General features: G+C 65.9%; 24 protein-coding genes. 12 read left to right on the top strand and 12 right to left on the bottom strand.

Features of this window, described 5'->3' with window-relative positions; all coding sequences use genetic code 11:
* The coding region (locus AC5RU7_RS14335) for an L-serine ammonia-lyase, iron-sulfur-dependent, subunit alpha (RefSeq protein ID WP_494052793.1) at window positions 1–200 on the top strand (200 nt) is incomplete at its 5' end.
* 33 nt (window positions 201–233) lie between these two features.
* Here the strand turns inward: AC5RU7_RS14335 and AC5RU7_RS14340 are convergent.
* Window positions 234–755 (bottom strand): TspO/MBR family protein, encoded by a 522-nt coding sequence (locus tag AC5RU7_RS14340; RefSeq protein ID WP_494052907.1) that lies wholly within the window; start codon window positions 753–755, stop codon window positions 234–236.
* Window positions 756–857: 102 nt separating this feature from the next.
* Between AC5RU7_RS14340 and AC5RU7_RS14345 the strand changes: the two genes are divergently transcribed.
* The 3 genes from AC5RU7_RS14345 to AC5RU7_RS14355 all read left to right on the top strand — a co-directional run bounded on the left by AC5RU7_RS14345 (window position 858) and on the right by AC5RU7_RS14355 (window position 5,072).
* The gene (locus tag AC5RU7_RS14345) at window positions 858–1,991 is read left to right on the top strand and encodes a lipid II:glycine glycyltransferase FemX (protein ID WP_494052794.1); all 1,134 of its coding nucleotides are present in this window, start codon (window positions 858–860) and stop codon (window positions 1,989–1,991) included.
* Between the two features lie 105 nt (window positions 1,992–2,096).
* The gene (locus AC5RU7_RS14350) at window positions 2,097–3,413 is read left to right on the top strand and encodes a peptidoglycan bridge formation glycyltransferase FemA/FemB family protein (protein ID WP_494052795.1); all 1,317 of its coding nucleotides are present in this window, start codon (window positions 2,097–2,099) and stop codon (window positions 3,411–3,413) included.
* Between the two features lie 51 nt (window positions 3,414–3,464).
* Window positions 3,465–5,072, top strand: a complete 1,608-nt coding sequence (locus AC5RU7_RS14355) for a threonine/serine exporter family protein (RefSeq protein WP_494052796.1) — start codon at window positions 3,465–3,467, stop codon at window positions 5,070–5,072.
* A gap of 38 nt (window positions 5,073–5,110) precedes the next feature.
* Here the strand turns inward: AC5RU7_RS14355 and AC5RU7_RS14360 are convergent, their stop codons facing one another.
* Both AC5RU7_RS14360 and AC5RU7_RS14365 read right to left on the bottom strand, forming a co-directional pair.
* Window positions 5,111–5,950, bottom strand: coding sequence for a siderophore-interacting protein (locus AC5RU7_RS14360; protein ID WP_494052797.1), 840 nt, complete (start codon window positions 5,948–5,950; stop codon window positions 5,111–5,113).
* Between the two features lie 9 nt (window positions 5,951–5,959).
* Window positions 5,960–6,736, bottom strand: a complete 777-nt coding sequence (locus tag AC5RU7_RS14365; RefSeq protein ID WP_494052798.1) for a uracil-DNA glycosylase — start codon at window positions 6,734–6,736, stop codon at window positions 5,960–5,962.
* A 138-nt stretch (window positions 6,737–6,874) separates the two neighbouring features.
* On the opposite strand from AC5RU7_RS14365, the gene AC5RU7_RS14370 reads away from it, so the two are divergent.
* The 5 genes from AC5RU7_RS14370 to groL all read left to right on the top strand — a co-directional run bounded on the left by AC5RU7_RS14370 (window position 6,875) and on the right by groL (window position 11,471).
* Window positions 6,875–7,216, top strand: a complete 342-nt coding sequence (locus tag AC5RU7_RS14370) for a DUF3263 domain-containing protein (protein WP_494052799.1) — start codon at window positions 6,875–6,877, stop codon at window positions 7,214–7,216.
* A 42-nt stretch (window positions 7,217–7,258) separates the two neighbouring features.
* Window positions 7,259–7,903: a LytR C-terminal domain-containing protein gene (locus AC5RU7_RS14375; RefSeq protein WP_494052800.1), complete on the top strand. Its 645-nt coding sequence runs from the start codon at window positions 7,259–7,261 to the stop codon at window positions 7,901–7,903.
* Between the two features lie 170 nt (window positions 7,904–8,073).
* Complete coding sequence (locus tag AC5RU7_RS14380) at window positions 8,074–8,280, top strand: cold-shock protein (RefSeq protein WP_494011715.1); 207 nt, start codon at window positions 8,074–8,076, stop codon at window positions 8,278–8,280.
* Window positions 8,277–9,545 carry an ABC transporter substrate-binding protein gene (locus tag AC5RU7_RS14385; RefSeq protein WP_494052801.1) on the top strand — a complete coding sequence of 423 codons (1,269 nt, stop codon included), beginning with the start codon at window positions 8,277–8,279 and terminating at the stop codon, window positions 9,543–9,545. Before AC5RU7_RS14380 ends, AC5RU7_RS14385 begins: the two co-directional genes overlap by 4 nt.
* Window positions 9,546–9,842: 297 nt before the next feature.
* Entirely contained in the window at window positions 9,843–11,471 is a 1,629-nt protein-coding gene (gene groL, locus AC5RU7_RS14390; RefSeq protein ID WP_138134342.1) for a chaperonin GroEL, read from the top strand.
* A gap of 98 nt (window positions 11,472–11,569) precedes the next feature.
* Here the strand turns inward: groL and AC5RU7_RS14395 are convergent, their stop codons facing one another.
* Entirely contained in the window at window positions 11,570–12,880 is a 1,311-nt protein-coding gene (locus tag AC5RU7_RS14395; RefSeq protein ID WP_494052802.1) for an ABC transporter substrate-binding protein, read from the bottom strand.
* Between the two features lie 216 nt (window positions 12,881–13,096).
* Here AC5RU7_RS14395 and AC5RU7_RS14400 point away from each other — a divergent pair, with 216 nt between their 5' ends.
* A complete protein-coding gene (locus tag AC5RU7_RS14400; RefSeq protein WP_494052803.1) occupies window positions 13,097–14,125 on the top strand; it encodes an RNase H family protein in 1,029 nt (342 codons plus the stop codon).
* Between the two features lie 19 nt (window positions 14,126–14,144).
* Here the strand turns inward: AC5RU7_RS14400 and AC5RU7_RS14405 are convergent, their stop codons facing one another.
* The 7 genes from AC5RU7_RS14405 to AC5RU7_RS14435 all read right to left on the bottom strand — a co-directional run bounded on the left by AC5RU7_RS14405 (window position 14,145) and on the right by AC5RU7_RS14435 (window position 21,713).
* Window positions 14,145–14,432, bottom strand: coding sequence for a WXG100 family type VII secretion target (locus AC5RU7_RS14405; protein WP_494052804.1), 288 nt, complete (start codon window positions 14,430–14,432; stop codon window positions 14,145–14,147).
* Between the two features lie 107 nt (window positions 14,433–14,539).
* The gene (locus tag AC5RU7_RS14410) at window positions 14,540–16,012 is read right to left on the bottom strand and encodes a sensor histidine kinase (protein WP_494052805.1); all 1,473 of its coding nucleotides are present in this window, start codon (window positions 16,010–16,012) and stop codon (window positions 14,540–14,542) included.
* A gap of 2 nt (window positions 16,013–16,014) precedes the next feature.
* A complete protein-coding gene (locus AC5RU7_RS14415; RefSeq protein ID WP_009358145.1) occupies window positions 16,015–16,725 on the bottom strand; it encodes a response regulator transcription factor in 711 nt (236 codons plus the stop codon).
* Between the two features lie 55 nt (window positions 16,726–16,780).
* Window positions 16,781–17,281: a DUF427 domain-containing protein gene (locus AC5RU7_RS14420; RefSeq protein ID WP_494052806.1), complete on the bottom strand. Its 501-nt coding sequence runs from the start codon at window positions 17,279–17,281 to the stop codon at window positions 16,781–16,783.
* Between the two features lie 43 nt (window positions 17,282–17,324).
* Entirely contained in the window at window positions 17,325–18,971 is a 1,647-nt protein-coding gene (locus AC5RU7_RS14425; RefSeq protein ID WP_494052807.1) for a DNA repair helicase XPB, read from the bottom strand.
* Window positions 18,972–18,984: 13 nt separating this feature from the next.
* Window positions 18,985–21,468 carry a helicase-associated domain-containing protein gene (locus AC5RU7_RS14430; RefSeq protein WP_494052808.1) on the bottom strand — a complete coding sequence of 828 codons (2,484 nt, stop codon included), beginning with the start codon at window positions 21,466–21,468 and terminating at the stop codon, window positions 18,985–18,987.
* Between the two features lie 11 nt (window positions 21,469–21,479).
* Window positions 21,480–21,713, bottom strand: coding sequence for a hypothetical protein (locus AC5RU7_RS14435; protein WP_494052809.1), 234 nt, complete (start codon window positions 21,711–21,713; stop codon window positions 21,480–21,482).
* A gap of 203 nt (window positions 21,714–21,916) precedes the next feature.
* Between AC5RU7_RS14435 and AC5RU7_RS14440 the strand changes: the two genes are divergently transcribed.
* Both AC5RU7_RS14440 and AC5RU7_RS14445 read left to right on the top strand, forming a co-directional pair.
* Window positions 21,917–22,300, top strand: a complete 384-nt coding sequence (locus AC5RU7_RS14440; RefSeq protein WP_494052810.1) for a cold-shock protein — start codon at window positions 21,917–21,919, stop codon at window positions 22,298–22,300.
* A 6-nt stretch (window positions 22,301–22,306) separates the two neighbouring features.
* Window positions 22,307–22,921: a DUF3027 domain-containing protein gene (locus AC5RU7_RS14445; RefSeq protein WP_494052811.1), complete on the top strand. Its 615-nt coding sequence runs from the start codon at window positions 22,307–22,309 to the stop codon at window positions 22,919–22,921.
* An 82-nt stretch (window positions 22,922–23,003) separates the two neighbouring features.
* Here AC5RU7_RS14445 and serC read toward each other — a convergent pair whose 3' ends face one another.
* Window positions 23,004–24,134, bottom strand: coding sequence for a phosphoserine transaminase (serC, locus tag AC5RU7_RS14450; protein WP_494052812.1), 1,131 nt, complete (start codon window positions 24,132–24,134; stop codon window positions 23,004–23,006).
* Between the last annotated feature and the right edge of the window lie 197 nt (window positions 24,135–24,331).

A 24,331-nucleotide genomic window follows, 5' to 3' on the forward strand; every position in this document is an offset into this window, starting at 1 on the left:
AGGTGCCCTGCATCGAACGGAACGCGATCGCGGCCGCGAAAGCGATCAACGCCGCGAAAATGGCGCTCTGGGGCGACGGCACGCACCGCGTCTCCCTGGACGAAGTCATCATCACCATGCGCGAAACCGGCAAGGACATGAGCGACAAATACAAAGAAACCGCCATGGGCGGCCTCGCCGTCAACGTCGTCGAATGCTGACCTGCGGTGTCTCGATGGGACGGCCGGCGGCAGCTAGTTATGGACGGCGGCCCACCAGTTCAAGGTGGAAGCGAACACCAGCCACGCCACGTAGGGAAGCAGGAGCAGGCCGGCGGCCCTGCTGATCGGACCGAACTGCAGGACAGTGATGGCGACGGCGGCTATCAGTGCCAGGATGATGGCCAGTGCCAGCCATAACGCCGCAGAACCCAGCATGGGGTACAGGCCGAAGAACACCGGAGTCCAGGCAAGGTTGAGAACAAGCTGGATGGCGTAAGCGGTCAGCGCTGGCCTGGTGTTCGCCCTCCGCTTCCGCCAGACAAGCCACGCCGCAACAGCCATGGCCGTGTACAGCACAGTCCATACCGGCCCGAACAAGAAGTTCGGCGGGGACCAGGGCGCCTTGTCCGCTGTGACGTACCAGCCGTCAACGTTGCTGGCGGTGGCCAGCCCGCCCAGCGCCGCAACCAGGAAGGACGCTGCCAGGAAGCCGGCCAACGCGGCCACCTGGATGCTGCCGCGGTGGGATTGGGCGCGTTCCTCCGGCGGCGGCATCAGCTGTTTCCGTTCTGGCTGCATCCTCCCACCCTTGCGAGCCCCGGTGCCTGAGTCAAGGCGGAAGGCCGGTCCTGCTGCAGGCTTTAGACTTGAGGCTGCATGTCCGCACACATCCACGAGTACCGAAACCGCGCATCAACCCGATTGGACACGGCCCCCTTGCGAGAATTCACCGCACGTTTTGCCACCGCCGAGGAAATTGAAAACTGGGACAAGCACGTCACGGCCAACCCGAACGGCGGCAACATGCTGCAGTCGGCCGCCTACGCCACGGTGAAAAACGGCAGCGGCTGGAAGGTCCGCTTCCTGGTGCTGGAAAGCCGGGAAACAGCCAGCTACAACCTGGTACTGGAAAAGAAGTTCCCCGTGCTCGGCCGGCTGTGGTACCTCATCAAAGGCCCGGACCTCGCCGCGCCGAAAGATCTAAAGGCCTCCTTGGAAGCCTGTGCCGCACTTGCCCGTGGGCGCAAGCTCAACGTCTTCACCATCAAGATCGAACCGGACATTATTGACTCTGCTGATGCCCAGGCGCAGCTAGCCGCCGCCGGACTGGTCAAGGCGCCGAACATCCAGTCCAACGACTCCACCGCCCTGCTGGATATTTCCCGATCCGAGGAAACGGTCCTTAAGAACATCTCTTCCCGCGCCCGCAACGCCATCCGGCGGGCCGAGCGGGAAGGCTGCGAAGTTGTGCGCAAGGAACAGGGGCCGGAAACGTACCGCGCCCTGTACGACCTCATGGCGGACACGGTCAAGGCCAAGGGCTCGATGCCTCTGCGCAGCTACGAGTACTACGCCGCCTTCTGGGACGAATTCTGCAACCGGGGCCAGGGGAACTTCTTCTTTGCCTACGAGGACGGCAAGCCCAGCGTGGGCGCCTTCGTGATCAACTACGGCGCCAAAGCGACCTACAAAGACGGCGGCTCCACCCAGAACCGCAAACAGTACGGCGACTCGCACCTGGTCCAGTGGACAGCAATCCGGCGCATGCAGGAACTTGGCTGCACCGAATACGACTTCTGCGGCACACCTCCGTCCTCCCGCATCAAGGACAAGAGCCACAACCTCTACGGCATGGGAATGTTCAAAACCAGCTTCACCAAGACGGTCACGGACTTTGTGGGCTGCCACGACTACGTGCTCTCGCCACTGCGGCACCGTCTCTGGGTCAAGGGCGCAGAAAGGGTGTTCCGCCGGATCGAAACGGCGCGGACCGGCCAGCAGTTCTACTGACCCCCACCCGTCCCGCGGCCGCCAGCGCCAGCAGTGCGCCGCCTCAAGCCCCTCCCGCACCGCGGCCCCTGCCACGCCGCGAGAACACCGAAGAAGGTAAGCCCCTTGAATCCAGTTCCCACGGCCACCGGCCTTGAGCCCGCAGTCCTCAGCGATGCCGAGTTCGAGGCATTCGCCCTGAAGCATCCGCAGAACAGCTTCCTGCAATCCGTCGACTTTGCCAGGTTCCAGCGAGCCCGCGGCCAGGAAGTGGAACTCTTCGGGGTACGCAGGGACGGCGAACTCGTGGCGGCCGGAAAGCTGAACTACACCACCACCCGCCTGGGCTACACCGTGTCCGAATGCGCCAAGGGGCCCCTGATGGACTACGCGGACCGGGAACTGGTGACCGCCGTCGTCGGACTCCTGCGGAAGCGTGCCCGCGAACGCAAAGCAGCCGAGCTGCGCATCTCCCCAAACATCCACTACATCGCCCGGGACGAGGACGGTGCAGAACACCCCGAGGTGCTGGACAACCGTCCGCTCGTGGCTCAGCTGGAAGGGCTGGGATTCCGGCACCAGGGACTGGACATGGACTTCGTGAACGTCAACTGGATGTTCATCAAGAGCCTCCAGGGCATCCAGGACGCGGAAGAGCTGATCATGAGCACCAGCTACCGCACCCGGAAGGCAATCCGGAAGGCAGAGAAGAACGGCGTGTTCCTCGAGCAGGCCACGCTGGAAACGCTGGACGACTTCTACGCCGCGCTCAGCCGGGCCGGGGACGAAAAGGGGTTCGTCTACCGCGAGCGGGCCTACTACGAGCATCTGCTCCGCAGCACGTCCCCTGAGTTCACCAAGCTCATGATGGCCAAGATCGACATCCCGGCCTACCGCAAGTCCATCAGCGACCGCCTGGCCAGTGAGTCCGCCACTGCCGCCGACCTCCGCCGCGAAGTGGAAGAGACTGGCAGCAAGAAGAAAGCCAACCGGCTCAAGGTGGTCCAGGACCTGGTGGACAGTTATGAGCGCAGCCTCAAGGACATTGAGCGGTTCCCGGACTCCGTGGGCGTTGCCACGGTGGCCGCCATCCACTTCGTTTGCTACGGCGATGAGGTGGTCTGCGTGATCGGCGGCACCGTCCAGGATTACATCTACTTCAACGGCGCCACGTCGCTGTATTGGGGCATGATGCTGCACGCCCTGGAAAAGGGCTATCCGCGCTACAACTTCTACGGAACGTTTGGCATCTCCGGCCAGGACCAGGAAGGCCACGGCGGCTACGAGTTCAAGAAGGGCTTCGGCGGCGAGGTGGTCCAGCTGGTGGGTGACTTCGCGATGCCCGTCAGGCCTGCCGTGTTCCACGCGAACCGGCTTGCGCGCGGGGCCGTTGCGGCGGCCCGCACGGTACTGGGCAGGTTGCCCGGCAGGCGTACATCCTGACGGGCAGTCCACGCCACGGCACAGTCCACACCGCACAGGGAGGAGGGACCCTTGACTGACCGACCCGGGAGCCCGGCGGCAGGCCGCCCGCAACGGGCGAAATCTGACCCTGCAAAGCCTGAACCCGCCGCCACAGGACCGGAGCGGGCCGGAGACGGACGTTCCGGGGCCCAGCTTTCCGGTGCCCAGTCTTCCGGGGTTCGGCCTCACACCGACGGCCTGCCAAAGACGCAGGCGCTGACCGCTGCCGAACTGCGGCAAGATGCTGCGGCGAAGAAGATGCTGCGCCGCCTGGTCCAGGGTGAAAACCCGCCGACGGCGCCGTTGAGCATCGTGGACCGGCTGGCTGGCAGTCCTTATGCAAACCCCACCATCCAGGTGGGCGGCGTGGACACCTCCGCGCGCAAGACGCTTGACTTCGCCCTGCACCTGGCTGAAACCATGTTCCGGTACGGTGCCGGCGCGCTGGAGGTGGAAACCAGCATCATCGCTGTCACCGCGGCGCTGGGGCTGAAAAACATCGAGGTGGACATCACCAACCAGTCCGTGGGCATCAATTACGCGCCCAAGGACCAGACGCCCATTGCGCTGCTGCGCGTGGTGCGGTCCTGGACCAACAACTATGCCGGCCTGGCCAAAGTGCACCAGCTGGTGACGGACATTGTGGCCGGGGGAGTGGGCCGGGATGAGGCCATCCGCAGGCTGAATGAGGCGATCACCAGCCCCAAGCCCTTTCCGCGCTGGATGGTCACGGTGGCCTTCGGTATTTTCGCGGCGGCGTTCGTGGGCGTGCTGGGCGGCGGCCCGGTGGCCTCGGCCATCGCGTTCGTTGCCAATATCGGCATCAGCCTGCTGGCGCGCCAGCTGGGACGCTGGCGGGTGCCGGACTTCTTCATTACCGCCAGCTGCTCCTTCGTGGTGACCCAGCTGGCCCTCCTGCTCTGGCAGTTCGGCTTGACCAACTCGCCGGCGATCGTAGTGGTGGGCGGCATCCTCCTGCTGCTCCCGACAGGTCGCCTTGTCTCGTCCGTGCAGGACGCCATCAACGGGTTCCCCGTCACGGCGGCCGGACGGTTCCTCTCAACACTGCTGACCTTCGGCGCCATCGTGGCCGGCATCGCCGTCGCGTTTGTGGTGGGTGAACTGACGGGGATGCCGCGGATCGACGTCACGCAGACGTTCCCGCCGGCCTACGATCTGTGGGTCCTGGTCATCTTCGTGGCGGTGGCTGTGATGGCCATCTGCATCACGGAACAGACCAGCTGGCAGCTCCTGCTGCCCACCGCGGCTGTGGGCGTCGCAGGCTACTTCGTCCTGCTTGGCGGCGGGCTGCTCGGCATCGGTGACCGCTTTTCACCGGCCCTTGCTGCCGTGGTGATCGGCCTGCTGGCACGCGTGGTCGCCCTCCGCCTGGGCGCGCCGCAGCTGGTGGTGGCAGTCCCCGCGGCGCTGATCCTGCTCCCGGGCCTCACCATTTTCCGCTCCATGTACGTACTCACCATCGAGGAAGCCGAGATCCTTCTGGGTGCCGGGGGTATGCTCAGCGCGGGCGCGATTGTGCTGGGAACGGCCGGGGGAATCGTCCTGGGCGACACCCTGGCGCGGCCACTGACCCGGAGCCTGGCAAGCAACGAGCGGCGCCGCGCCCGCCGGCGCTGACCCGGCACGCGGCAGGTTCCGGCTGACGGTGCCGAAGGTCAGATCTGGCCGACCGGAAGCTTCTTTTCGGCCTGGAACACGTCCTCCACGCGTCCCTGCGCCCAGTAGCCGGATAGCGAAACCTGCCTGCGTTCCAGGCCGCGCTGGGTAAAGAAGACTTCCCGGAGGGCCTTCATGTAGCCCCGCTCGCCGTGCGCGAAAACGTCCACCGTGCCACCAGGCCATTCGGCGCCGGCCACAGCGCTGACCAGCTGGTCGCTGGACCCGGCCGGTACGCCGTTACGGAACAGCCAGGTGATTTCCACGCCTGCCGGTGCGGTGAGCGGCTGCACGTCGGCGTCGGAATCCACTTCAAGGAAGGCCAGGCCTGTCGCCTCCGGAGGCAGTGCCTCGAGGCACGCGGCGATGGCGGGCAGGGCTGCCTCGTCGCCGGCAAAAAGGTACCAGCCGGCCTCCGGGTTGGGATTGTAGGCGCCGCCCGGGCCGGTGAAGGTGATGGGATCGCCGGGCTGTGCCTTGGCCGCCCAAGGGCCGGCCAGCCCGTCGTCGCCGTGCACCACAAAGTCGATGGCAAGTTCCCGGGCGGCCGGATCAACCCAGCGCAGGGTGTACGTGCGCGTATAGGGCCACTGCTCGCGCGGCATGGTTTCCCGGATGCTCCATAGGTCCAGGGGAGACGGGTACTGGACGCCGGGCTGCGGAAAGACAATCTTCACGTACCGGTCCACGAAGCCGTTGTTGACAAAGTCAGCAAAGCCCGGGCCACCAGCCACGATGCGGACCATGTGCGGCGAGAGCTGTTCCCGGCGGAGGACCTCCAAATTGATCTGGGGGCGGCTCTTCTTGGTGGCGCTGGTGGCGGCAGGAACAATGCTCATAAGGTAAGCCTAAGCTAAAGGAACTGGCGGAAGCTCCCAGGTTACGTCCCGGGCGCCCTGCTCCCGGAGGAGCCGGTTGACCTGGCTGAAGGGCCGGGAGCCGAAGAAGCCGCGGGACGCCGACAGCGGACTCGGATGGGCGCTGGACACCACCGGGGTATCACCAAGCAGCGGACGGACTGATTCGGCTTCCTTGCCCCACAACAAGGCCACCAGCGGCAAGGGCGCGCCGTACGGGGACTGCCGGGCGGCGACCGCGGCGACGGCCGCCGTCGTAATTTTCTCCCAGCCCTTGCCGCGGTGGGAACCGGCGGAACCGGCACGCACGGTCATCACCCGGTTCAGCAGCAGCACACCCTGCTCCGCCCAGGCGGAAAGGTCGCCGTGCACCCGGGCTGGGATGCCAAGGTCCGCCTCCAGTTCGCGGTAGATGTTCGCGAGGCTGCGGGGGATGGGCCGCGTGCGCCTGTCAACGGAGAATGAGAGGCCGACGGCGTGACCCGGCGTCGGGTAGGGGTCCTGGCCCACCACCAGGACCTTCACACCGGCAAGGGGCTGGCGGAACGCGCGCAGGACGTTCGACGGCGACGGCAGCACCTGGTGCCCGGCCGCCACCTCATCTGCCAGGAAGCCGAGGACGGCGCGAAGCTCGGGTTCCACCCCCGCCAGCGCCTCGGCCCAGTCCGGAGCCACGAGGTCCGTCAGCGGGCGCCGCGCGAGTTCGGCGAACTCTTCCATTCCGGCGGGGTCCTGCTCCAATTCGAACAAGGCGTCTGATTCAGGCACCGTCCCATTCTTGCAGGCGAGCGGCGGCACTTAGGCTCGGATGCGGGTCCCGGCCCTCGCCGACGCAAATGACAAGGCTGTTATTCGTCCGTAGCATGGGGGTAAGACATTTTCCCCTAGACCTCGAAGGAGTGTGCCGTGGCGGAACCGGCCCGGGAACATCTGCCCGAGGAATTGCCGGCGCAGGAACCACGGAACACCCTGCTGGCGGACTTCACGCTGCGCGAGTCCCCGCTCAATGAACGCGAGCAGCAGGTGCTGGCGCTTGAGCGTCAGTGGTGGAAGTACGCCGGGGCAAAGGAACAGGCCATCCGGGAGCTCTTCGACCTCTCTGCCACCCACTACTACCAGCTGCTGAACGCCCTGATCGACCGCGAGGATGCACTCGCCCACGATCCCATGCTGGTCAAAAGACTGCGTAGACTACGTACGTCCCGCCACCGTGCCCGGACCGCCCGGCGCCTGGGCTCCGACACCTAGGACCACCCGCGCCCCCAGCCGCAATTCCCAAGGAAGTCAGCCATGACCAGATACGCCCGCGACGAATTCGACAAGGTCCCGGAAAACCCCCAGCGGCAAGGTGTCCACCGCACTGCTTCTGCGCCCTCGCGGGTACGTCTCTGGCCCATCCTGGCAGTAGGGGTGGCGGCGCTGGCCATCGGGCTGGTGTCTTTCCTGATCCTTCCGAAACTTGGCTTCAGCGGCACGGGTGCCCAGGTATCTTCCAGCCAGGAAGCGGCCCCGCTGGCGGAAACGGGGACAACGCCTTCGGCCAGTCCTGAAAGCACCCCGGAACCTACTGCGGAAGCCACGCCATCGGCGTCGACCGGGCCATCGCCCAGTGCCGAGGCTGTTCCCGAAGCCACCACCGCGGCGCAGGCGCAGGTCTTCCTTGACCGGACCCAGCCCGTTGCCGTCTACAACGCCACCGGAGCGGCAGGCCTGGCGGGCCGGGTGGGCGGAACCGTCCAGGCGGACGGCTGGACCCTGGGGCAGGTTGGCAACTGGGCCGGAGCGCCGCAGCAGGGTTCCACCATCTTCTACGCCGGACCTGAACAGCTGGCCAACGCCCAGGCCCTCGCGCGGCTGCTAGGCGTCCCCACGCTGGTCAGCAGCACGGACTTCCAGGTTCCCCTGGTTGTGGTGCTGGGACCCGGTTACCGGTGAGCGTCCCCGGTCCGGCCGGTCACGCGTAAATAACTATTCCCGGCTCCACTCCCGGACACCTGCAGCGCCAGGCAGGCATTGGCTAAAGTGAAGTCCAGGGTCCGGTTCGGGGCAGGCAAGCATCATTCGGGCTCCTGAGTCCCCGGTCTCAACGGAAAGAGTTGGTCAGCATGGCACTGGGAACCGTGAAATGGTTCAACGCGGAAAAGGGCTACGGCTTCATCACCGTTGACGGATCCGGCGACGACATCTTTGTCCACTGGTCCGCCATTCTGGGTGAGGGCTACCGCGCGCTGGATGAGGGGCAGCGCGTTGAGCTTGAAGTCGGCGAAGGCGAGAAGGGCCCGCAGGCCGAAAGCGTCCGGCCGGCCGAGTGAAGCATTTCCCCGTTTCCGCCGTCCATATCCGTCCGGCGCTCGCCCTCTCCACGTGTGCCCTCCTGGCTGCCACTGCCTGTTCCGGAGTCACCGGCAACGTCCGCGTAGAGTCAGTCGAGGCGTCAGGCGACGGCATCCTGCGGGTTGGCCTGGTCCTGGACAACACCGGTGACAGCAGTTTCCTCAATGACTCCCAGCTTGCCGCGGCCAGGCTCGCGGTCAGGGAGATCAACGCGACCGGCGGCCACAAGGGCAGGCCGGTGGAACTCCTGCCGGTCGAGTCGGGCCAGGATGCCGCGGCACAGGCACATGCACTGGTGGCCGGCAAGGCAGACGTTGTCGTAGGACCCACCGATTCGAGCCACGCAACCGCTGTAATTGATGTTCTCTCCCGGGCCAGGACACCGCTGATCTCGCCGGCCAACACGGCTGCAGGACTTACCGGCGCGGACTCCGGCGGTTACTACTTCCGCACGGCCGCCGCGGACGTCGCCCAGGCACCCGTCCTGGTGAAGCTTGCGAAGAATGCCGGTGCTGCCTCCGTTTCCGTGGTGTACCAGGAAGGCGCCTACGGCAAGGACGTCGCCGTCGCCATTTCCGAAGCAGCGGGCCAGGCCGGACTGGACGTTGCGGCAACCGAGGAGTTCCCTCCGGGGGAGGCGGGCCGGGCCGCCGGCGCGGCAAGGGAGGCCGGTGCCGATGCCGTGATCCTGGTGGCCCGCGAAGGCGCCCAGGGCGCACTCGCGGAACTGGACAGTGCCGGGATCGCCGGCTCCCGCATCATCCTCAGCGATGGAGCCTTCGCCCGGTACGGGTCCAAGCTGGGCGCCAAGGCACTGGAGGGCGCCCGTGCCGTGGTCCCCGGACAGCTTCCCTCCGCCGGATTCCAGGAACGGCTGCTCGCCGTCGACGGCCAATTGAAGGATCTTTCCTTCGCCGCCGAGGCCTACGACGCCGTCACCCTGGCGGCGCTGGCCGCGGCCCGGGCACAGGACGACGCCGGTCGTTCCATCGCCGCCAACCTCATCAACGTGTCCGGCGGCGCTGCCGGCGGTTCCGCCGAGGCTCCCGCCTGCTCCACCTACAAGGGCTGCGTCACGGGGCTGGCAGCGGGTGATGAGATCAATTACGACGGCGAATCCGGCCCCGTCGCGTTCGACGCCAACGGAGACATCACCACCGCGAACTTCAGGGTCTTCACGTATGGTGCCGACAACCTGCCGGCACCGAGCGGCAGCGAAACAGCGGGGCGCAGCGGAAACTGACGCGCTGATCGCCGTCAGCGAATACTCCTCGGACGGCCGCTGCTTCAATCGCCTTTCGCTTGCACTCTCACGTAGGGAGTGCTAATTATTGACTTAGCACTCTGACGTACCGACTGCTAACGCAAGGCCTGTTTCAACCAGGCGGTGCGCGGCATCGGGCTAGGAGCCAAGAAACACCTAACTGGAGTGAGGTCCGCACCCGGAGGCATACAGAGGCCGCCGGCAAAGGACCGTCCGTCGCGGGCACTGCAGCGAAGGTTCATTCTTAACGACCGTCCCGAAAGGACCACTGCCGTTATGGCCAAGATCATTGCATTTGATGAAGAGGCACGCCGCGGCCTTGAGCGGGGCCTGAACACCCTCGCCGACGCCGTTAAGGTCACCCTCGGCCCGCGTGGACGCAACGTCGTCCTCGAAAAGAAGTGGGGCGCCCCCACGATCACCAACGATGGTGTTTCCATCGCCAAGGAGATCGAGCTGGACGATCCCTACGAGAAGATCGGCGCCGAGCTGGTCAAGGAAGTTGCCAAGAAGACGGATGACGTCGCAGGCGACGGCACCACCACCGCTACCGTGCTGGCCCAGGCCCTGGTCAAGGAAGGCCTGCGCAACGTTGCCGCCGGCGCCGACCCGCTGTCCCTGAAGCGCGGCATCGAAAAGGCTGTTGACGCTGTCACCGCCGAGCTGCTGAACTCCGCCAAGGAAATCGAAACCAAGGAAGAGATCGCCGCCACGGCCTCGATCTCCGCCGGCGACGACGAAATCGGTGCGCTTATTGCCGAAGCCCTGGACAAGGTTGGCAAGGAAGGCGTCATCACGGTCGAGGAATCCAACACCTTCGGCCTGGAGCTCGAACTCACCGAAGGCATGCGCTTCGACAAGGGCTACATCTCCGCTTACTTCGTCACGGACGCAGAGCGCCAGGAAACGGTCCTCGAGGACCCGTACATCCTGATCGTCAACTCCAAGATCTCCAACGTCAAGGAACTGGTTGCTGTCCTCGAAAAGGTCATGCAGTCCAACAAGCCGCTGCTGATCATCGCCGAAGACATCGAGGGCGAGGCCCTGGCCACCCTGATCGTCAACAAGATCCGCGGCACGTTCAAGTCCGTCGCCGTCAAGGCTCCGGGCTTCGGTGACCGCCGCAAGGCACAGCTCGCCGACATCGCCGTGCTCACCGGCGGCCAGGTCATCTCCGAGGAAGTCGGCCTGAAGCTGGAGAACGCCGGCCTGGAGCTGCTGGGCAAGGCCCGCAAGGTTGTTGTGACCAAGGACGAGACCACCATCGTCGAGGGTGCAGGCGACGCCGACCAGATCGCCGGCCGCGTTTCCCAGATCCGCGCCGAGATCGAAAACTCCGACTCCGACTACGACCGCGAGAAGCTGCAGGAGCGCCTGGCCAAGCTGGCCGGCGGTGTCGCAGTCATCAAGGCCGGTGCCGCAACCGAGGTTGAGCTCAAGGAGCGCAAGCACCGCATCGAGGACGCCGTGCGCAACGCAAAGGCTGCCGTTGAAGAAGGCATCGTCGCCGGTGGCGGCGTAGCCCTCATCCAGGCCGGCGCAAAGGCATTCGCCAACCTGCAGCTCTCCGGCGACGAAGCAACCGGCGCCAACATCGTCCGTGTTGCCATCGACGCCCCGCTGAAGCAGATTGCCTTCAACGCAGGCATGGAGCCCGGCGTGGTGGTGGACAAGGTCCGCGGCCTCCCCGCAGGCCACGGCCTGAACGCCGCAACCGGTGAATACACCGACCTGCTGGCTGCCGGAGTGAACGACCCCGTCAAGGTGACCCGCTCTGCCCTGCAGAACGCGGCCTCCATCGCCGGCCTGTTCCTCACCACTGAAGCAGTCGTGGCCGACAAGCCGGAGAAGAACCCCGCTCCCGTTGGCGGCGGCGACGAGATGGGCGGCATGGGCGGCTTCTAGCCTTCCTGCCGGGCCAGTCCCGCAGCTATAAGAAATGCGGCCCCTCTTTTCGAGGGGCCGCATTTTTTCTTGGCTGGATTTTTCGAGGACCGGGGCCGCTACTTCCGTGCGCTGGAGAGCATCCCTTCGACTTCCTTCTTGAAGGCTTCGGCGGCAGCCTGGGGAGTGAGGCGGTCGTAGAGCACTTCGTCCGTGTACCGCTTGATGACGTTCTGCACGCTGCCAGCCCCCACCGGCGGGACCGGGGGTGCTTCCTTCATGTCCGGGGCAATGTCCTTGAGGAAGGACACCACCGTGGTGTCTGCTGGCTTCAGGTCGGGGGTAATGCTTTCCACAATCTCCGCGTTGGTGGGCACGCCCCGGTCCGTCATCAGGATGGCGCCGGCCTCGGGACTGTTGGTCAGGTAGTTGATGAAGGTGGCGGTCTCCTCGGGATGCTTGGAGCGTGATGAAGCCGACCAGAACATTGTGGGCTTGTAGTACATCCCGTTGTCCGCGGCGGACCCGTGAATGCTGGGGGCGCGGAGCATCTTGATGCTGCTGCCCGTGGTGGATTCCAGTGAACCCAGCTGGTTGGTCCACCACCAGGCCATGCCAACCCTGTTGGTGCCGAACAGGCTTTCCTCCAGGCCGGCGCCCGAGTCCTCGGTGGCCACCGTTGCCGGAGGGCTTACCTTGGAGTCGCGTTGCTCCTTCAGGCGTTCCCAGAAGGATGCAGCCGTCGCCGTGTCGAAGTCCAGCTTGCCGTCGGCAGAGTACAGGTTTTCGCCGTGCTGCCGCAGCCAAATGATCAGGTCCGCTTCGTTGCTGCCGTATGCGGCACCGTAGTTCTTTCCGTCGCCGGCTGCGCTGATCTTCGACGCCGTGTCCATGTAGTCGTCCCAGGTCCAGGTGGTGTCGTCCGGGAGTGGCACGCCCGCGGCCTCGAAAACCTTGGTGTTGGCCATGATGACATAGGCATTCTGGCCGGTGCTCAAACCGTACTGCGCACCGTCGTACTGGCCCGACGCCAGGGCTTCCTTATCCAGCTTTGAAGTGTCGATCCCGTCCTGTTTTCCGAGGTCCAGGAGGGCGCCCCGCCCGCCGTACTCGGCGATGTATTTCTGGTCCATCTGGATGACGTCCGGCGCGTCATTCGCTGCAGTCTTGGTGGCGAGCTTGTCCCAGTAGCTGGACCACTCGCCCGGTTCTGATTCGATGTTGATGTTGGGGTGTTCCGCCTCGAAAGCGGCGATGACCTTTTCGGTCTGTGCATTGAGGTACTCATTGCCCCACCACGCGAAGCGGAGGGTGACCTGTCCGTCGCCGCCGGAGCCGCCTGGGGCTCCGCAGCCGGTGGCGAGGATGGAAAGAGCCAGGGCCGCTGCGCCGAGTTGGAATTTCCGCCGGCTGACAGTCCGAATCGTCATTGATGTGCCTTCCTGAATGCCGCCTTCCCTACCCAAAGCGTCCTCGGCTCAGGATTAGGAAAGCGTTTTCTCGAGTAGTACTGAGATTGTTTCCCGAACGGTTCCCGCGCGTCAAGAACTTTCGGTAAACGTTTTCTCGGCCGCCGCCGCTTCGCCCAGGCGACGGGAAAGCCGGTACGTGCCATCATTGTCGTGCCGGTCTGGGAGGATGGACCGGTGACGATTACTGCAGCGGCTGACGGTTCGGCCTTGGGAAATCCCGGCCCGGCCGGCTGGGCCTGGTACGTGAATGACGACTGCTGGCGCGCCGGCGGGTGGCCCCACGGGACCAACAACCAGGGTGAATTGATGGCGGTGCTTGACCTCCTGCGCGCCACTGCCCACCTCCCGGAGGAGGACCTGCACATCCTCTGCGACAGCCAATACGTCATCAACTCCATCACCAAGTGGATGCCGGGATGGAAGCGCAAAGGCTGGCGCAAGGCCGACGGCAAACCCGTCCTGAACGTTGAGCTCCTGAAGGAGCTGGACCGGGAGCTTGCAGGCCGAAAGTACACATTCGAGTGGGTCAAGGGCCACGCCGGGCACGACCTGAATGAGGCGGCGGATGAACGCGCCCGCGCTGCGGCCACGGCCTATCAGCAAGGCGTCGCCGCGCGCTCGGGCCCGGGTTTCCCGGGCGGGCACCACCCCATTTCGGCAGGTGCCACGGCCTCCCGGCCCGCGAAGGCAACCGCGGAGGCGCGGCAGGGCACAGGGACGCAGCCGGCAGTGACCCCCCAGGGTGCTGCCGAATCTACAAGAACACAAGGCGCCCTGCCCCCGGGGAGCCTGGACGAACCGGATCTGTTCAGCCAGCTCGAAAACGACGCTTTCGACGTCGCTGAAGCCAAGCGGCAGGCCTCTCCGCCCGAAGCCCTCGTGGAGGAGCTGGAGCGCGAGCTGCTTGGGCCGTTGGTGCGCGGTGACATCGGCCGCACGGCCGTCCTGCTGCACCCTGATTTCATGGAGATCGGCAGTTCAGGACGGGTGTGGACGCGCGACGCGATGATGATGGCACTGGAGGAGGACCCGGGGGAGCGGACCGACATCGAGATCCTGGGCGCAGACCGGATTGGTACGGGTGCAGTCCTCCTGACCTACCGGAGCTTCGCCCGCTCGGGAACCGTCCTTCGGAGTTCGCTGTGGGTCCTGGACGGAGACCGCTGGCGCCTGCGATTCCACCAGGGAACACCGGAGGCGTAAAACGCGCACGGCCCGCGGCCTAGCTGAAACGCTGGGTGTTGCCCTGTTCCGCCTGGGCGTAGGTGGCGGCTGCGGATGCCAGGGCTGCGTTGATGGAAGCCAGGGCGGCCTCAACCCTGCCCTGAGTGAGAGTCCACTCGGCTATCAGGGCCTGGAAGTTGGTTGCCGCAGAGCCGCGCCAGGAGCCCTGGAGTTCGTCCAGTCCGTGCTTCATGGTCTGGACATCAGCGCTGATCCTGTCCACGGTGGCCTGGACGTTGGCGGATTTCAGCTGCAGCAGCTCGGTATCGACGGAAATGATGCTCATGGCAGTGCCTTTCGCGATGGTGGGCAGCAGAAGCTTCCCCGCCCGGCCTTTCCGGGTGCTTGCAACGAGCCTAGGAACGCGGGCGTGTCCCGCGCCAAGGGGGATCGCTATATGTGGATAACCTCGCCGTCGCTGCCGGTGGCATCGGCCTGCTGAGGATTGTCCTCACGGCAGGGCAGGCTGACCACCAGGGTGGCCCCGCCGCCGTCGGTCTGGGCAACCCGGACTGATCCGCCGTGGGAGCCCACGATCGCGGCCACAATGGCCAGGCCCAGTCCGCTTCCTCCTGTTTCGCGGGTACGCGAGGTGTCCGCCCGGTAAAACCGTTCAAACACCTTGGAGGCGTCCTCGTCCGATATCCCGGGCCCGTGGTCGCGGACCTCGATGATGGAAAAGGCTTCGTTGTTGGTGCTCCGGACACCCACGGCCAGTTCGATGGGGCTGCCCTCCGGGGTATACCGGAGGGCGTTGCCCACGAGGTTGCCCACCACCTGGCGAAGCTTGGCTTCGTCGCCGAGCACTGGCGCCGGGGAGGCGGGGCCGCCGTCGAGCCCGGTCAGTGAAATGACGCGGGAACGGTCGCTGGCCTGGGTGTCCACCACGGCGTCGTGCGCTATCAGCTGCAGGTCCACCGGCTTTTGCTGCAGCGGCCGCTGCTCATCAAGCCGGGCCAGCAGCAGCAGGTCCTCCACCATGGAGCCCATGCGCTTGGCTTCGCTTTCGATCCGGCCCATGGCGGTGGCCACATCCTCGTCGGTTGCCAGGGCACCATGCCGGTACAGCTCCGAAAAGCCACGGATGGTCACCAACGGCGTGCGCAGTTCGTGGGAAGCGTCGGCGGCAAACCGCCGCATCCTCGCTTCCGAGGCGGTGCGGGCCGCAAACGCCGTTTCGATGTGCGCAAGCATGGCATTCAGCGAACTGCTGAGCCTGCCGAGTTCCGTGGCTGGATTTTCCACCTCCACGCGCCGGGACAGGTCACCGGCGGCAATGGCTGCCGCCGTCTTTTCCACCCTGGCCAGGGGCCGGAAGGACCGGGACACCGTCCAGGAGGCTATCAGGGAGGCCAGCAGCAGGGTGAGCAGACCAACGCCGGTCACCACCAGGCTGGCGTGTTTGAGGACATCGTCCACGCTCTGCAGCGGCAGACCAATGACCACCACTCCGGCGCCCTGGTTGGTCTGGACCGGAACGGCGACAACCCGCCAGTTCTCGCCGTCCGTGCCGCGGACCTGGTACGGCACCACGCCCCGTGCCTGCGCTGCCACCACCGACATGGACTTAATGTCGGGATGGATATCGGGGTCGCCGCCGAACGGAATGGGTTCCTCGCCGGGGGCAAACAGGATCAGGGAGTAATCCGTGGGCACCGGATTGGGTGCCTGCAGCTGGCTGAAGGAGCCCTGTTTCCGCGCAACCCCCACAGCCGCGTTCAGCTTCTCGTCCACCTGGCCCTGCAGGTAGCTGTGCAGCAGCGCGAGGGTGCCGGCCCCGGTCACCGTCAGTGCCACGATCAGCAGGGCCATGATCATGGCCACCAGCTGCGTCCTCAGGGAGGAGGACTTCCACCGTTCCAGCAAGGTCAGCGCTTTTCTGCCGTCCGGAGCACGTAGCCCACACCGCGCTTTGTCTGGATCAGGGCCGGCGCCTCGGGATCGATGTCCACCTTCCGCCGGAGGTAGGAGATGTAGGACTCAACGATGGACGCATCGCCGTTGAAGTCGTACTCCCACACGTGGTCCAGGATCTGTGACTTGGACAGCACACGGTTGGGATTGAGCATGAGGTAGCGCAGCAGTTTGAACTCGGTGGGGGAGAGCTCGATTACGGTGCCGCCGCGGCGCACCTCGTGGGCGTCGTCGTCGAGCTCGAGGTCTCCCACGCGGATGACGGCGTCGTCGTCCAGCAGCGGCTGCGTGCGGCGCAGCACGGCGCGGATCCGGGCCACCACCTCGTCCAGGCTGAACGGCTTGGTGACGTAGTCGTCGCCGCCCACCGTCAGTCCGGTGACCTTGTCCTCGGTGTCGTCCTTGGCCGTCAGAAAGAGGACGGGGAAGTGCTTGCCGGAGGCGCGGAGCTTCCGGGTCACCGTGAACCCGTCCATGTCCGGAAGCATGACGTCCAGCACAGCCAGGTCAGGGGCGTGCGTATCCGCGGCGGCCAGCGCGTCCCGGCCGTTGGCGGCGGAGACAACCTCGAACCCGGCGAAACGCAGCGAGGTGGAGAGCAGCTCGCGGATGTTCGGTTCGTCGTCGACGACGAGGAGCTTGGCTTCGGGACCGGTCTTGTTCATACTCCCATCATGCTCCCAGTCACTGGGAGTTGTCTGGACGTTTACTGAAAACTGCCTACCACCCCATCGTTCCCGGTCCGCCCTTGAATGGGCCAACCACCCGGCTGGTGATCCAACCACCGTAGAAGCCGCCGGCCTGCGGACGCACGCGCTCGCCGTCCACCTCGCAGTAGTCCATTTTCCCGGGATAAACGGCCACCCGGTCCGCGAGCTCCGCGTAGCCGTCCATGGGCTCCGGATAGAACCACGCGGCCCTTTCCGCGGCCAGGCCGCCGCCGAGGACGCTCAGGTAGCTGGCCGTGCCCTTGAACTCACAGAAGCTGCTGCCCTCCGCAGGGATGAGGGATCCTGGCCGGAAGTCTTGCCGGCAAAAGTAGTAGACGGGCGGGTGGCTCGTTTCAAGCACCCGGAGCGAGTGTGTGGTGTCCAGGACCAGTTCCCCGCCCAGGATGATCCGGATCCGCTCGTTGCTTGGTTCCACTCTGGGCGGCCGCGGATAGTCCCACACCGATTCCTGGCCGGGAAGGGGAACCACAGGGGTTTTGCTGGCGTGCACTACTCCAGTGTGCACCCGGCACCGCCGCCCTGCACGACTAGCCCTAGCCGGGCTGGCCGACGTCCTTGGCGTCCATGATCCGGTACGCGTAGCCCTGTTCGGCCAGGAACCGCTGGCGCTTCGCTGCGAAATCCTGATCTAAAGTGTCCCGCGCCACCAACGAATAGAAGCGGGCTGCCCGGCCGTCCTTCTTGGGCCGCAGCAGCCTCCCCAGCCGCTGGGCCTCCTCCTGCCGGGACCCGAAGGAGCCGGACACCTGGATGGCCACGGAGGCTTCGGGCAGGTCGATGGAGAAGTTGGCAACCTTGGACACCACGAGCGTCTGGATGTCTCCAGCACGGAATTCATCGAAAAGCCGCTGGCGGACTTTCACGGAGGTGTCGCCCTTGATGACCGGCGCTCCCAGGCGCCCCCCAAGGTCATCCAGCTGGTCGATGTACTGCCCGATCACCAGCAGCTGTTCCCCGGCATGCCGGGCGACCAGCTCCTCCACCACCTGTGTCTTGGACTCGGAGGTGGAACACAGCCGGTACTTGTCGGCGTCGTCCGCCATGGCGTACGCCACCCGCTCATCCTTGGGCAGGTCCACGCGGACCTCCACGCAGTCGGCAGGGGCGATGTACCCCTGGGACTCGATGTCCTTCCAGGGTGCGTCGTAGCGTTTGGGCCCGATCAGGCTGAACACCTCGCCTTCCCGGCCGTCCTCCCGAACCAGGGTGGCGGTCAGCCCGAGCCGGCGGCGCGCCTGCAGGTCCGCCGTCATCCGGAAGATCGGGGCCGGCAGCAGGTGGACTTCGTCGTAGATGATCAGGCCCCAGTCGTGGCCGTCCACCAGTTCCAAGTGCGGATACAGGCCTCCGCGCCGGGTTGTCAGGACCTGGTAGGTGGCGATGGTGACCGGACGGATTTCCTTGACGGAGCCGGAGTATTCACCAATCTCGTCGTCGGTCAGGGACGTGCGCTTCAGGAGCTCGTCCTTCCACTGCCGTGCCGCAACGGTGTTGGTGACCAGGATCAGGGTGGTGGTGGAACCGGTGGCCATGGCTGCCGCCCCCACCAGGGTCTTGCCGGCACCGCAGGGCAGCACCACCACACCGCTGCCGCCGGCCCAGAAATTCTCGCTGGCCAGCCGCTGGTAGGGCCGCAGCTGCCAGCCGTCCTCGTTCAGTGCGATCAGGTGCGGTGTGCCGTCCACATAACCCGCCAGGTCCTCCGCGGGCCAGCCGATCTTGAGCAGGAGCTGCTTGAGCTGGCCTCGCTGGGACGCGTGCACCACCACCGTTTCGCCGTCGATCCGGGGCCCCAGCAGGGGTTGGATCTTCTTGGCCCTGATTACTTCCTCCAGGACCGGGTAGTCGTCCGTTCGCATCACCAGGCCGTGCTGGGGATCCTTTTCCAGGCGGAGCCGGCCGTACCTGGACATCGTCTCCTCGATATCGATCAGCAGCGAATGCGGCACGGGGAACCGGGAGTACTTCAGCAGGGTGTCCAGCACCTTTTCCGCGTCCAGTCCCGCGGCGCGGGCGTTCCACAGGCCCAGCGGCGTGAGCCGGTAGCTGTGCATGTGCTCGGGTGCCCGTTCCAGCTCCGCGAACGGGGCGATGGCATGCCGCGCCTCGGTGGCCAGCTCGTGGTCCACCTCAAGGAGGATGGTTTTATCGCTTTGGACGATCAGGGGTCCGTCGTTCACGCGGGGGAGTCCTTCACTGGCGCAGTTCCTCCGCAGCCTCAACATCGATGATCCGGTGGATGGACAGGACGCGCTCTGTCTCCTTTGCTGGGTCAAAGACCCGGACGCGTCCGCCGCTTACGGATAGGGGAACAACAACTTCAAGGTTGGCATTCCCAAGGCTGTCCACCACGTTCATGCTGATCCGCTGCTTCAGCCGGATGGCCCGCTGCAGTACCTCCAGCCCCAGCTGGGTGGCCACTTCACCGGCCTGGTCACCGCTGGGATGGCGTACGACGGCGGCACCCGCCTGGCGCAGTACCGCCAGCTGGGCATCCACGTCTTCATCAGCAGGAGCCGAGCGGGGCGGCGTATAGACGGGCCGGAGGCTTTCCTGCGGAACGGGGTTCCTCCGGAGCCGGATGGCAGGATCCTCAGCTCCTTCCACGGCAGGGGACAGCCCCAGGCTCCGCAGAACCTGGGCTGCCTGCCGCGGCGGTGCCGTGGAGATGAGGACCGTGGGCGCAATCCTGACCAGCCCCAGCCCGGCCGCCTTGGGCCCGGACAGGAGCTCGAGCAAGGCCGCCTCGTCCTCGCTCTGGATAAAGCTGGCCGCCTGCCCCACGCGCACGCGGCCGTGGCGTGAGGCGGTGTCCTCCACCAGGTACTCGAGCGGCTGGGGTACGGCGGTGGCGGAGTGCTCCCGCAGGAACTCCAGCAGCCCCGGCGCGTCATAGCCGGAATCGAGCGCGCGGCGGATGGAACTGTCCGTGAACCTGTAGATGGTGGCGGGCCCCTGGCCCTCGGCGTCGGCCATGACAAGGAGCTTTTCGGTCAGTTCAGGGGCGAGGTATCCGGGTGCAACAGCGGTGAGGTCCGCCTGCAGGAGCACATGGTTCAAGGCAGCCGGAAGGTGTTCTCCCAGGATCGACAGGGCCGCGTCCGGTCGGTCCTCCGCGAAGGCGCTGCCCAATTGCGTCAGCGCCCCGGACCCCACCAGTCCAAGCAGTTCGGCCTCCGCCAGGACGCCGCGGATCAGCGAGCTGAACCGCCGCGCCATCCGGGGCTGGGCCCACTCGGCGCGCTGGAGGACGGCGGCGGTGTCCAGCACGGGAGCCGCTCCATCCTGCGCCGAGGCTTCGGTGGTGAGTTCGTGCAGTATCTCCAGGATGCGCTTGCGGATCACCGGGGCGTCGGGGCGCTGGGGCTCGGCGGACAGCGGCACGATGGTGCTGCCGGAGGCGGTGCGGTGTGCCGCCGGCAGCCCCTGGGCGCCATTGACGGGCTGGCCCACCAGGGACGGGACCCGCTCGCTGGCCAGCCAGGCGTTTACCAGCCACAGCCATTGCTCCTGCCGGGGCAGTCCAAGCCACTCCAGCTCCGGCGGCTGGACCCAGGACGACGAGTCCACATCCAGCCGTATCAGGCCCGCGAGCCCGCACAGCTCCAGCAGCAACCCAACCCGCGCCTGCTCAACGCGGAGCAGATCGGCAAGCCGGCGGGTTTCCCGTACCCCCACCCCGCCGCTGCGCAGCGTCATCAGGGGCTGTTCCCGTACGGCGTGCAGAAGTTCGCCCACCAGCCGCAGCGTTTCGGAAATGGCGCTCATCGCCGCATTCCTCCGCAGCATGGCAGTGGTCCGGCCCAGCTCCGGAACGGGCGGTGTGAGGGCGAAGTCGTCGATGATCACGCCACCGCGCAGGGACAGTCCCACGCTGTGCGGCAGTTCCACGTGTGCCGCATCGAGCGGTACCAGCAGGCCGCGGGCCAGGAGCCAGTCAATCGGCCCGGCGTCGGAACCTTCCGTCGTGACGGAAGCCTTGCGTTGCGCCTGGGGGACGGCACCCATGGCCCAGTTGCGGAACCTGCCGAGCAACGCCGTCGTCCGTTCCGGCGCACCGGCGAGGATGCCCTTCAGCGCCTCGGGGGAGGACGTCCAGTGCTGCAGGGCGAGGGCGGCCTCCATGGGGGTGGTTGCATCCTGGATGGCGGCGCCGCTGTGGTGCAGCTCGGAGACCAGCTGGACCACGCGCTGGGCAAACGCCGGCTGGAGGCGCACCAGTTCCGTGTAGCTCCGGCCAAGGCCGGCCGGGTAGAGTCCCACAACATCCTTGAGGCACCCGACCGGCAGGTAGTAGTGCTGCCTGGTGCCTGCGGCGGACGTCCCGTGCGGCGGGGCCGCCCGGTGTACCAGTGCCAGTTCCTGCAGTCCGGCCAGGATCTGCTCGACGGTGGCCACGGTGGCACCGGAGATCATCTTGCGCAGCCCCGCGGCCGAAGCACTGTGCTCGGTATCCGTGTTGGTGCACAGGTGAAGGGTTTCCAGCACCTGCATCTGTGGCCGGTTGAGCCGTTCAAGGGCCCGTTGGACGCTGACCCGGGAACTTGCGCGGGCAGCGAGGGCGGAGAAATCGGGAACAGCAGGGGAGATCAGGTCCGGCCGCGCGGCGAAAAGCGCACGCAACGAGTCGTCGCTGCGTGACTCCAGATCCTTGCCGAGCGCGCGTATGAGGGACATCAGTCCCAACGTTACCGCTGGTCCGGCTTTCCTGCCCGGCGCCGCCCGGCAACACTGTCCAGGACGAGGAAGAGCATGAGGAGAAACGCTACCGGCAGGCCATACAGTGCCGCGTACGTTACCAATGACGGCGCCACCGACCCGGCAAAAGCGAGGGCCATCACTGCTCCCACGGCCACCAGGGAAAGCACTGCAATGACTGCGGCCGCGATCATGATGGGCCGCCGGTAGCGCGAGGGTGTCATGAATGTAACGCTACAGCGCTCCGGGCACCCGGCGTGAACGCTGTTGCCCGGCCCTGTTGGAAGCGTGAATAGGGCACCGGGCAGGATAACCTTGAAGGATATAGACCAACACGGTTTAGAGCAGCCATACCTTGAACCCGCACAACAATGCGGATGCGGTGGCGGCTGGCCGTGTCTCATGACAGCAGAAGAAGGTTGATTACGTGCCTACCGGCAAGGTCAAGTGGTATGACAAGGACAAGGGCTTCGGGTTCCTGGCAGGCGAGGACGGCCAGGAGGTTTTCCTGCCCAAATCGGCGCTGCCCGAGGGCGTGACGGAGCTCAAGGCCGGCACCCGAGTGGAATTCGGCGTGGCCGACGGACGCAAGGGCGCCCAGGCCCTGGGCCTGCGGGTTCTGGACAAGACGCCGTCCATCGCCAAGGCAAAGCGGCCCGCCGCCCGGGACCTCGCACCGCTGGTCCAGGACCTGGTGAGCGTGCTGGACAATCTGTCCGGCACGCTGTCCAAAGGCAAATACCCGGAAGGCAACAAGGGCAAGGCAATCGCGGCTGCCCTGCGTAAGGTTGCCGACGAGCTGGACGTTTAGCAGCCGATGAGTCCGGAAGCTGAACAGCCGCAGACGCAGGTGCACGACGCTGCAGGTGCCGCGACGGCTCCTGCAGCGGGAACAGCCCCGGCGGTAGCCAGGAACGCGCCAAAGCGCCGGGCAGGCGTGCCGGTATGGCGGACCGGCAAGCCGGACGCCTTCCTTGCCGGTGCCGTCGATACGGCCCGCACCGCGCTGGAGGGCATCACGGCCGCCGGGGACATCGGGCGGCACCTCGCAGCCAAGAGCGAAGGCGACCGTTTGGTCACGCACCTGTTCGAGTCGAAGCTCGCCGGCTACGCCGGCTGGCAATGGTATGCGGTGGTAACCCGTAACTCCCGCTCCAAGGTGGTCACCGTTAGCGAGCTGGGCCTGCTGCCGTCCGAGGATTCGATCCTCGCTCCTGAATGGGTGCCGTGGGCTGAGCGCGTCCGTCCGGAGGACGAGCAGCAGCAGGAACGGGAAGCCTCCGAATCTGAAGAAACCGCACCGGCAGTTTCCGTCGCTGCTGTTGCCGAACCTGACGCCGATGCCGGTTTCACGGAATCCGACGCCGCCGATGCCGATTTCACGGATGATCCTGCCACGCAGGCGACGGCGAACGACGCCGGCAGCGAGTAACTGCTGAACGTCCCCTTGCCGGGATACACAAACGGCGCCGTCCGGGCGAAACCCGGGCGGCGCCGTCGTACTTAAGGAAAGGCTACTTGCGGAGCTCGCCCACCACGTAGTCGATGCTGGCCAGCAGTGCGGAGACGTCGTCAGGCTCGATGGCAACGAACGTGGCAATCCGGAGCTGGTTGCGGCCCAGCTTCCGGTACGGCTCCGTGTCCACGATGCCGTTGGCGCGCAGGACCTTGGCTACGACGGCGGCATCCACTGATTCGTCGAAGTCAATGGTGGCAATGACGTTCGAGCGCTCATCCGGGTTGGCGACAAAGGGGGTGGCGAACTCGGCGGCGTCGGCCCAGCTGTAGATGCGCCCTGCCGAGTCGGCTGTCCGGGCCGCGGCGAAGTCCAGCCCGCCGTTTGAGTTCAGCCACTGCACCTGGGCGTCCAATGTCACCAGGGTGGACAGGGACGGGGTGTTGTACGTCTGGTTGAGGCGTGAGTTGTCAATGGCGGTCTGCAGGTCCAGGAAATCGGGAATCCAGCGGCCGCTTGCCTTGACCCGTGCGGCGCGTTCCAGCGCAGCAGGGGAGAACAGGCCAAGCCACAGTCCGCCGTCGGAGGCAAAGTTCTTCTGCGGGGCAAAGTAGTAGACGTCGCTCTCAGCCACATCGACGTCCAGGCCGCCGGCTGCGGAGGTGGCATCCACCAGCACCAGTGCATCCTCATCCGCGCCTGCCACCCGCTTGACCGGTGCGTACACGCCCGTGGAGGTCTCGTTCTGCGGCCAGGCATACACGTCCACACCGGCCTCTGCCTGCGCCACCGGCCGGGTGCCGGGCTCGGACTTGATGATGGAGGAGGCGTCCAGGAACGGTGCCTTGTTGGTGGCGGCCGCAAACTTGGAACCGAACTCACCGAAGGACAAATGCTGGGCCTTCTGCTCCACCAGGCCGAAGCTGGCAACATCCCAGAACGCCGTGGAACCGCCCACGCCCAGGATAACCTCATATCCTTCCGGGGCGCGGAAGAACTGGCTGAGGCCCTCGCGCACTGAACCGACGAGGTTCTTGACCGGAGCCTGCCGGTGCGAGGTGCCCAGGACGTTCTTCGATGCGGCGGACAGCGCATCAATCTGCTCCTGGCGGACTTTTGAAGGTCCGGCGCCGAACCGCCCGTCCTTGGGGAGGAGATCGGCAGGAATAGTGATGCTTGGTTCGCTCACGGGGGCTCCAATTTCGGCGTGGACGCGCTTAGGTCCGAACGGGTGGATGGTCGCTGGCGCGCAGTCGGCAATGACTGCATCGAAGGCCTTTCCCATTCTGCCTGAACAGCTGATTCGGCGGGAACCGGGACCGTCATAGTCCAGCCACTGAGACGGGTTGCCAGGCGGCTTCCAACTATTCGGACTAAGTCAAAATA

The sequence above is a fragment of the Arthrobacter sp. K410C genome (genome assembly GCF_059090105.1).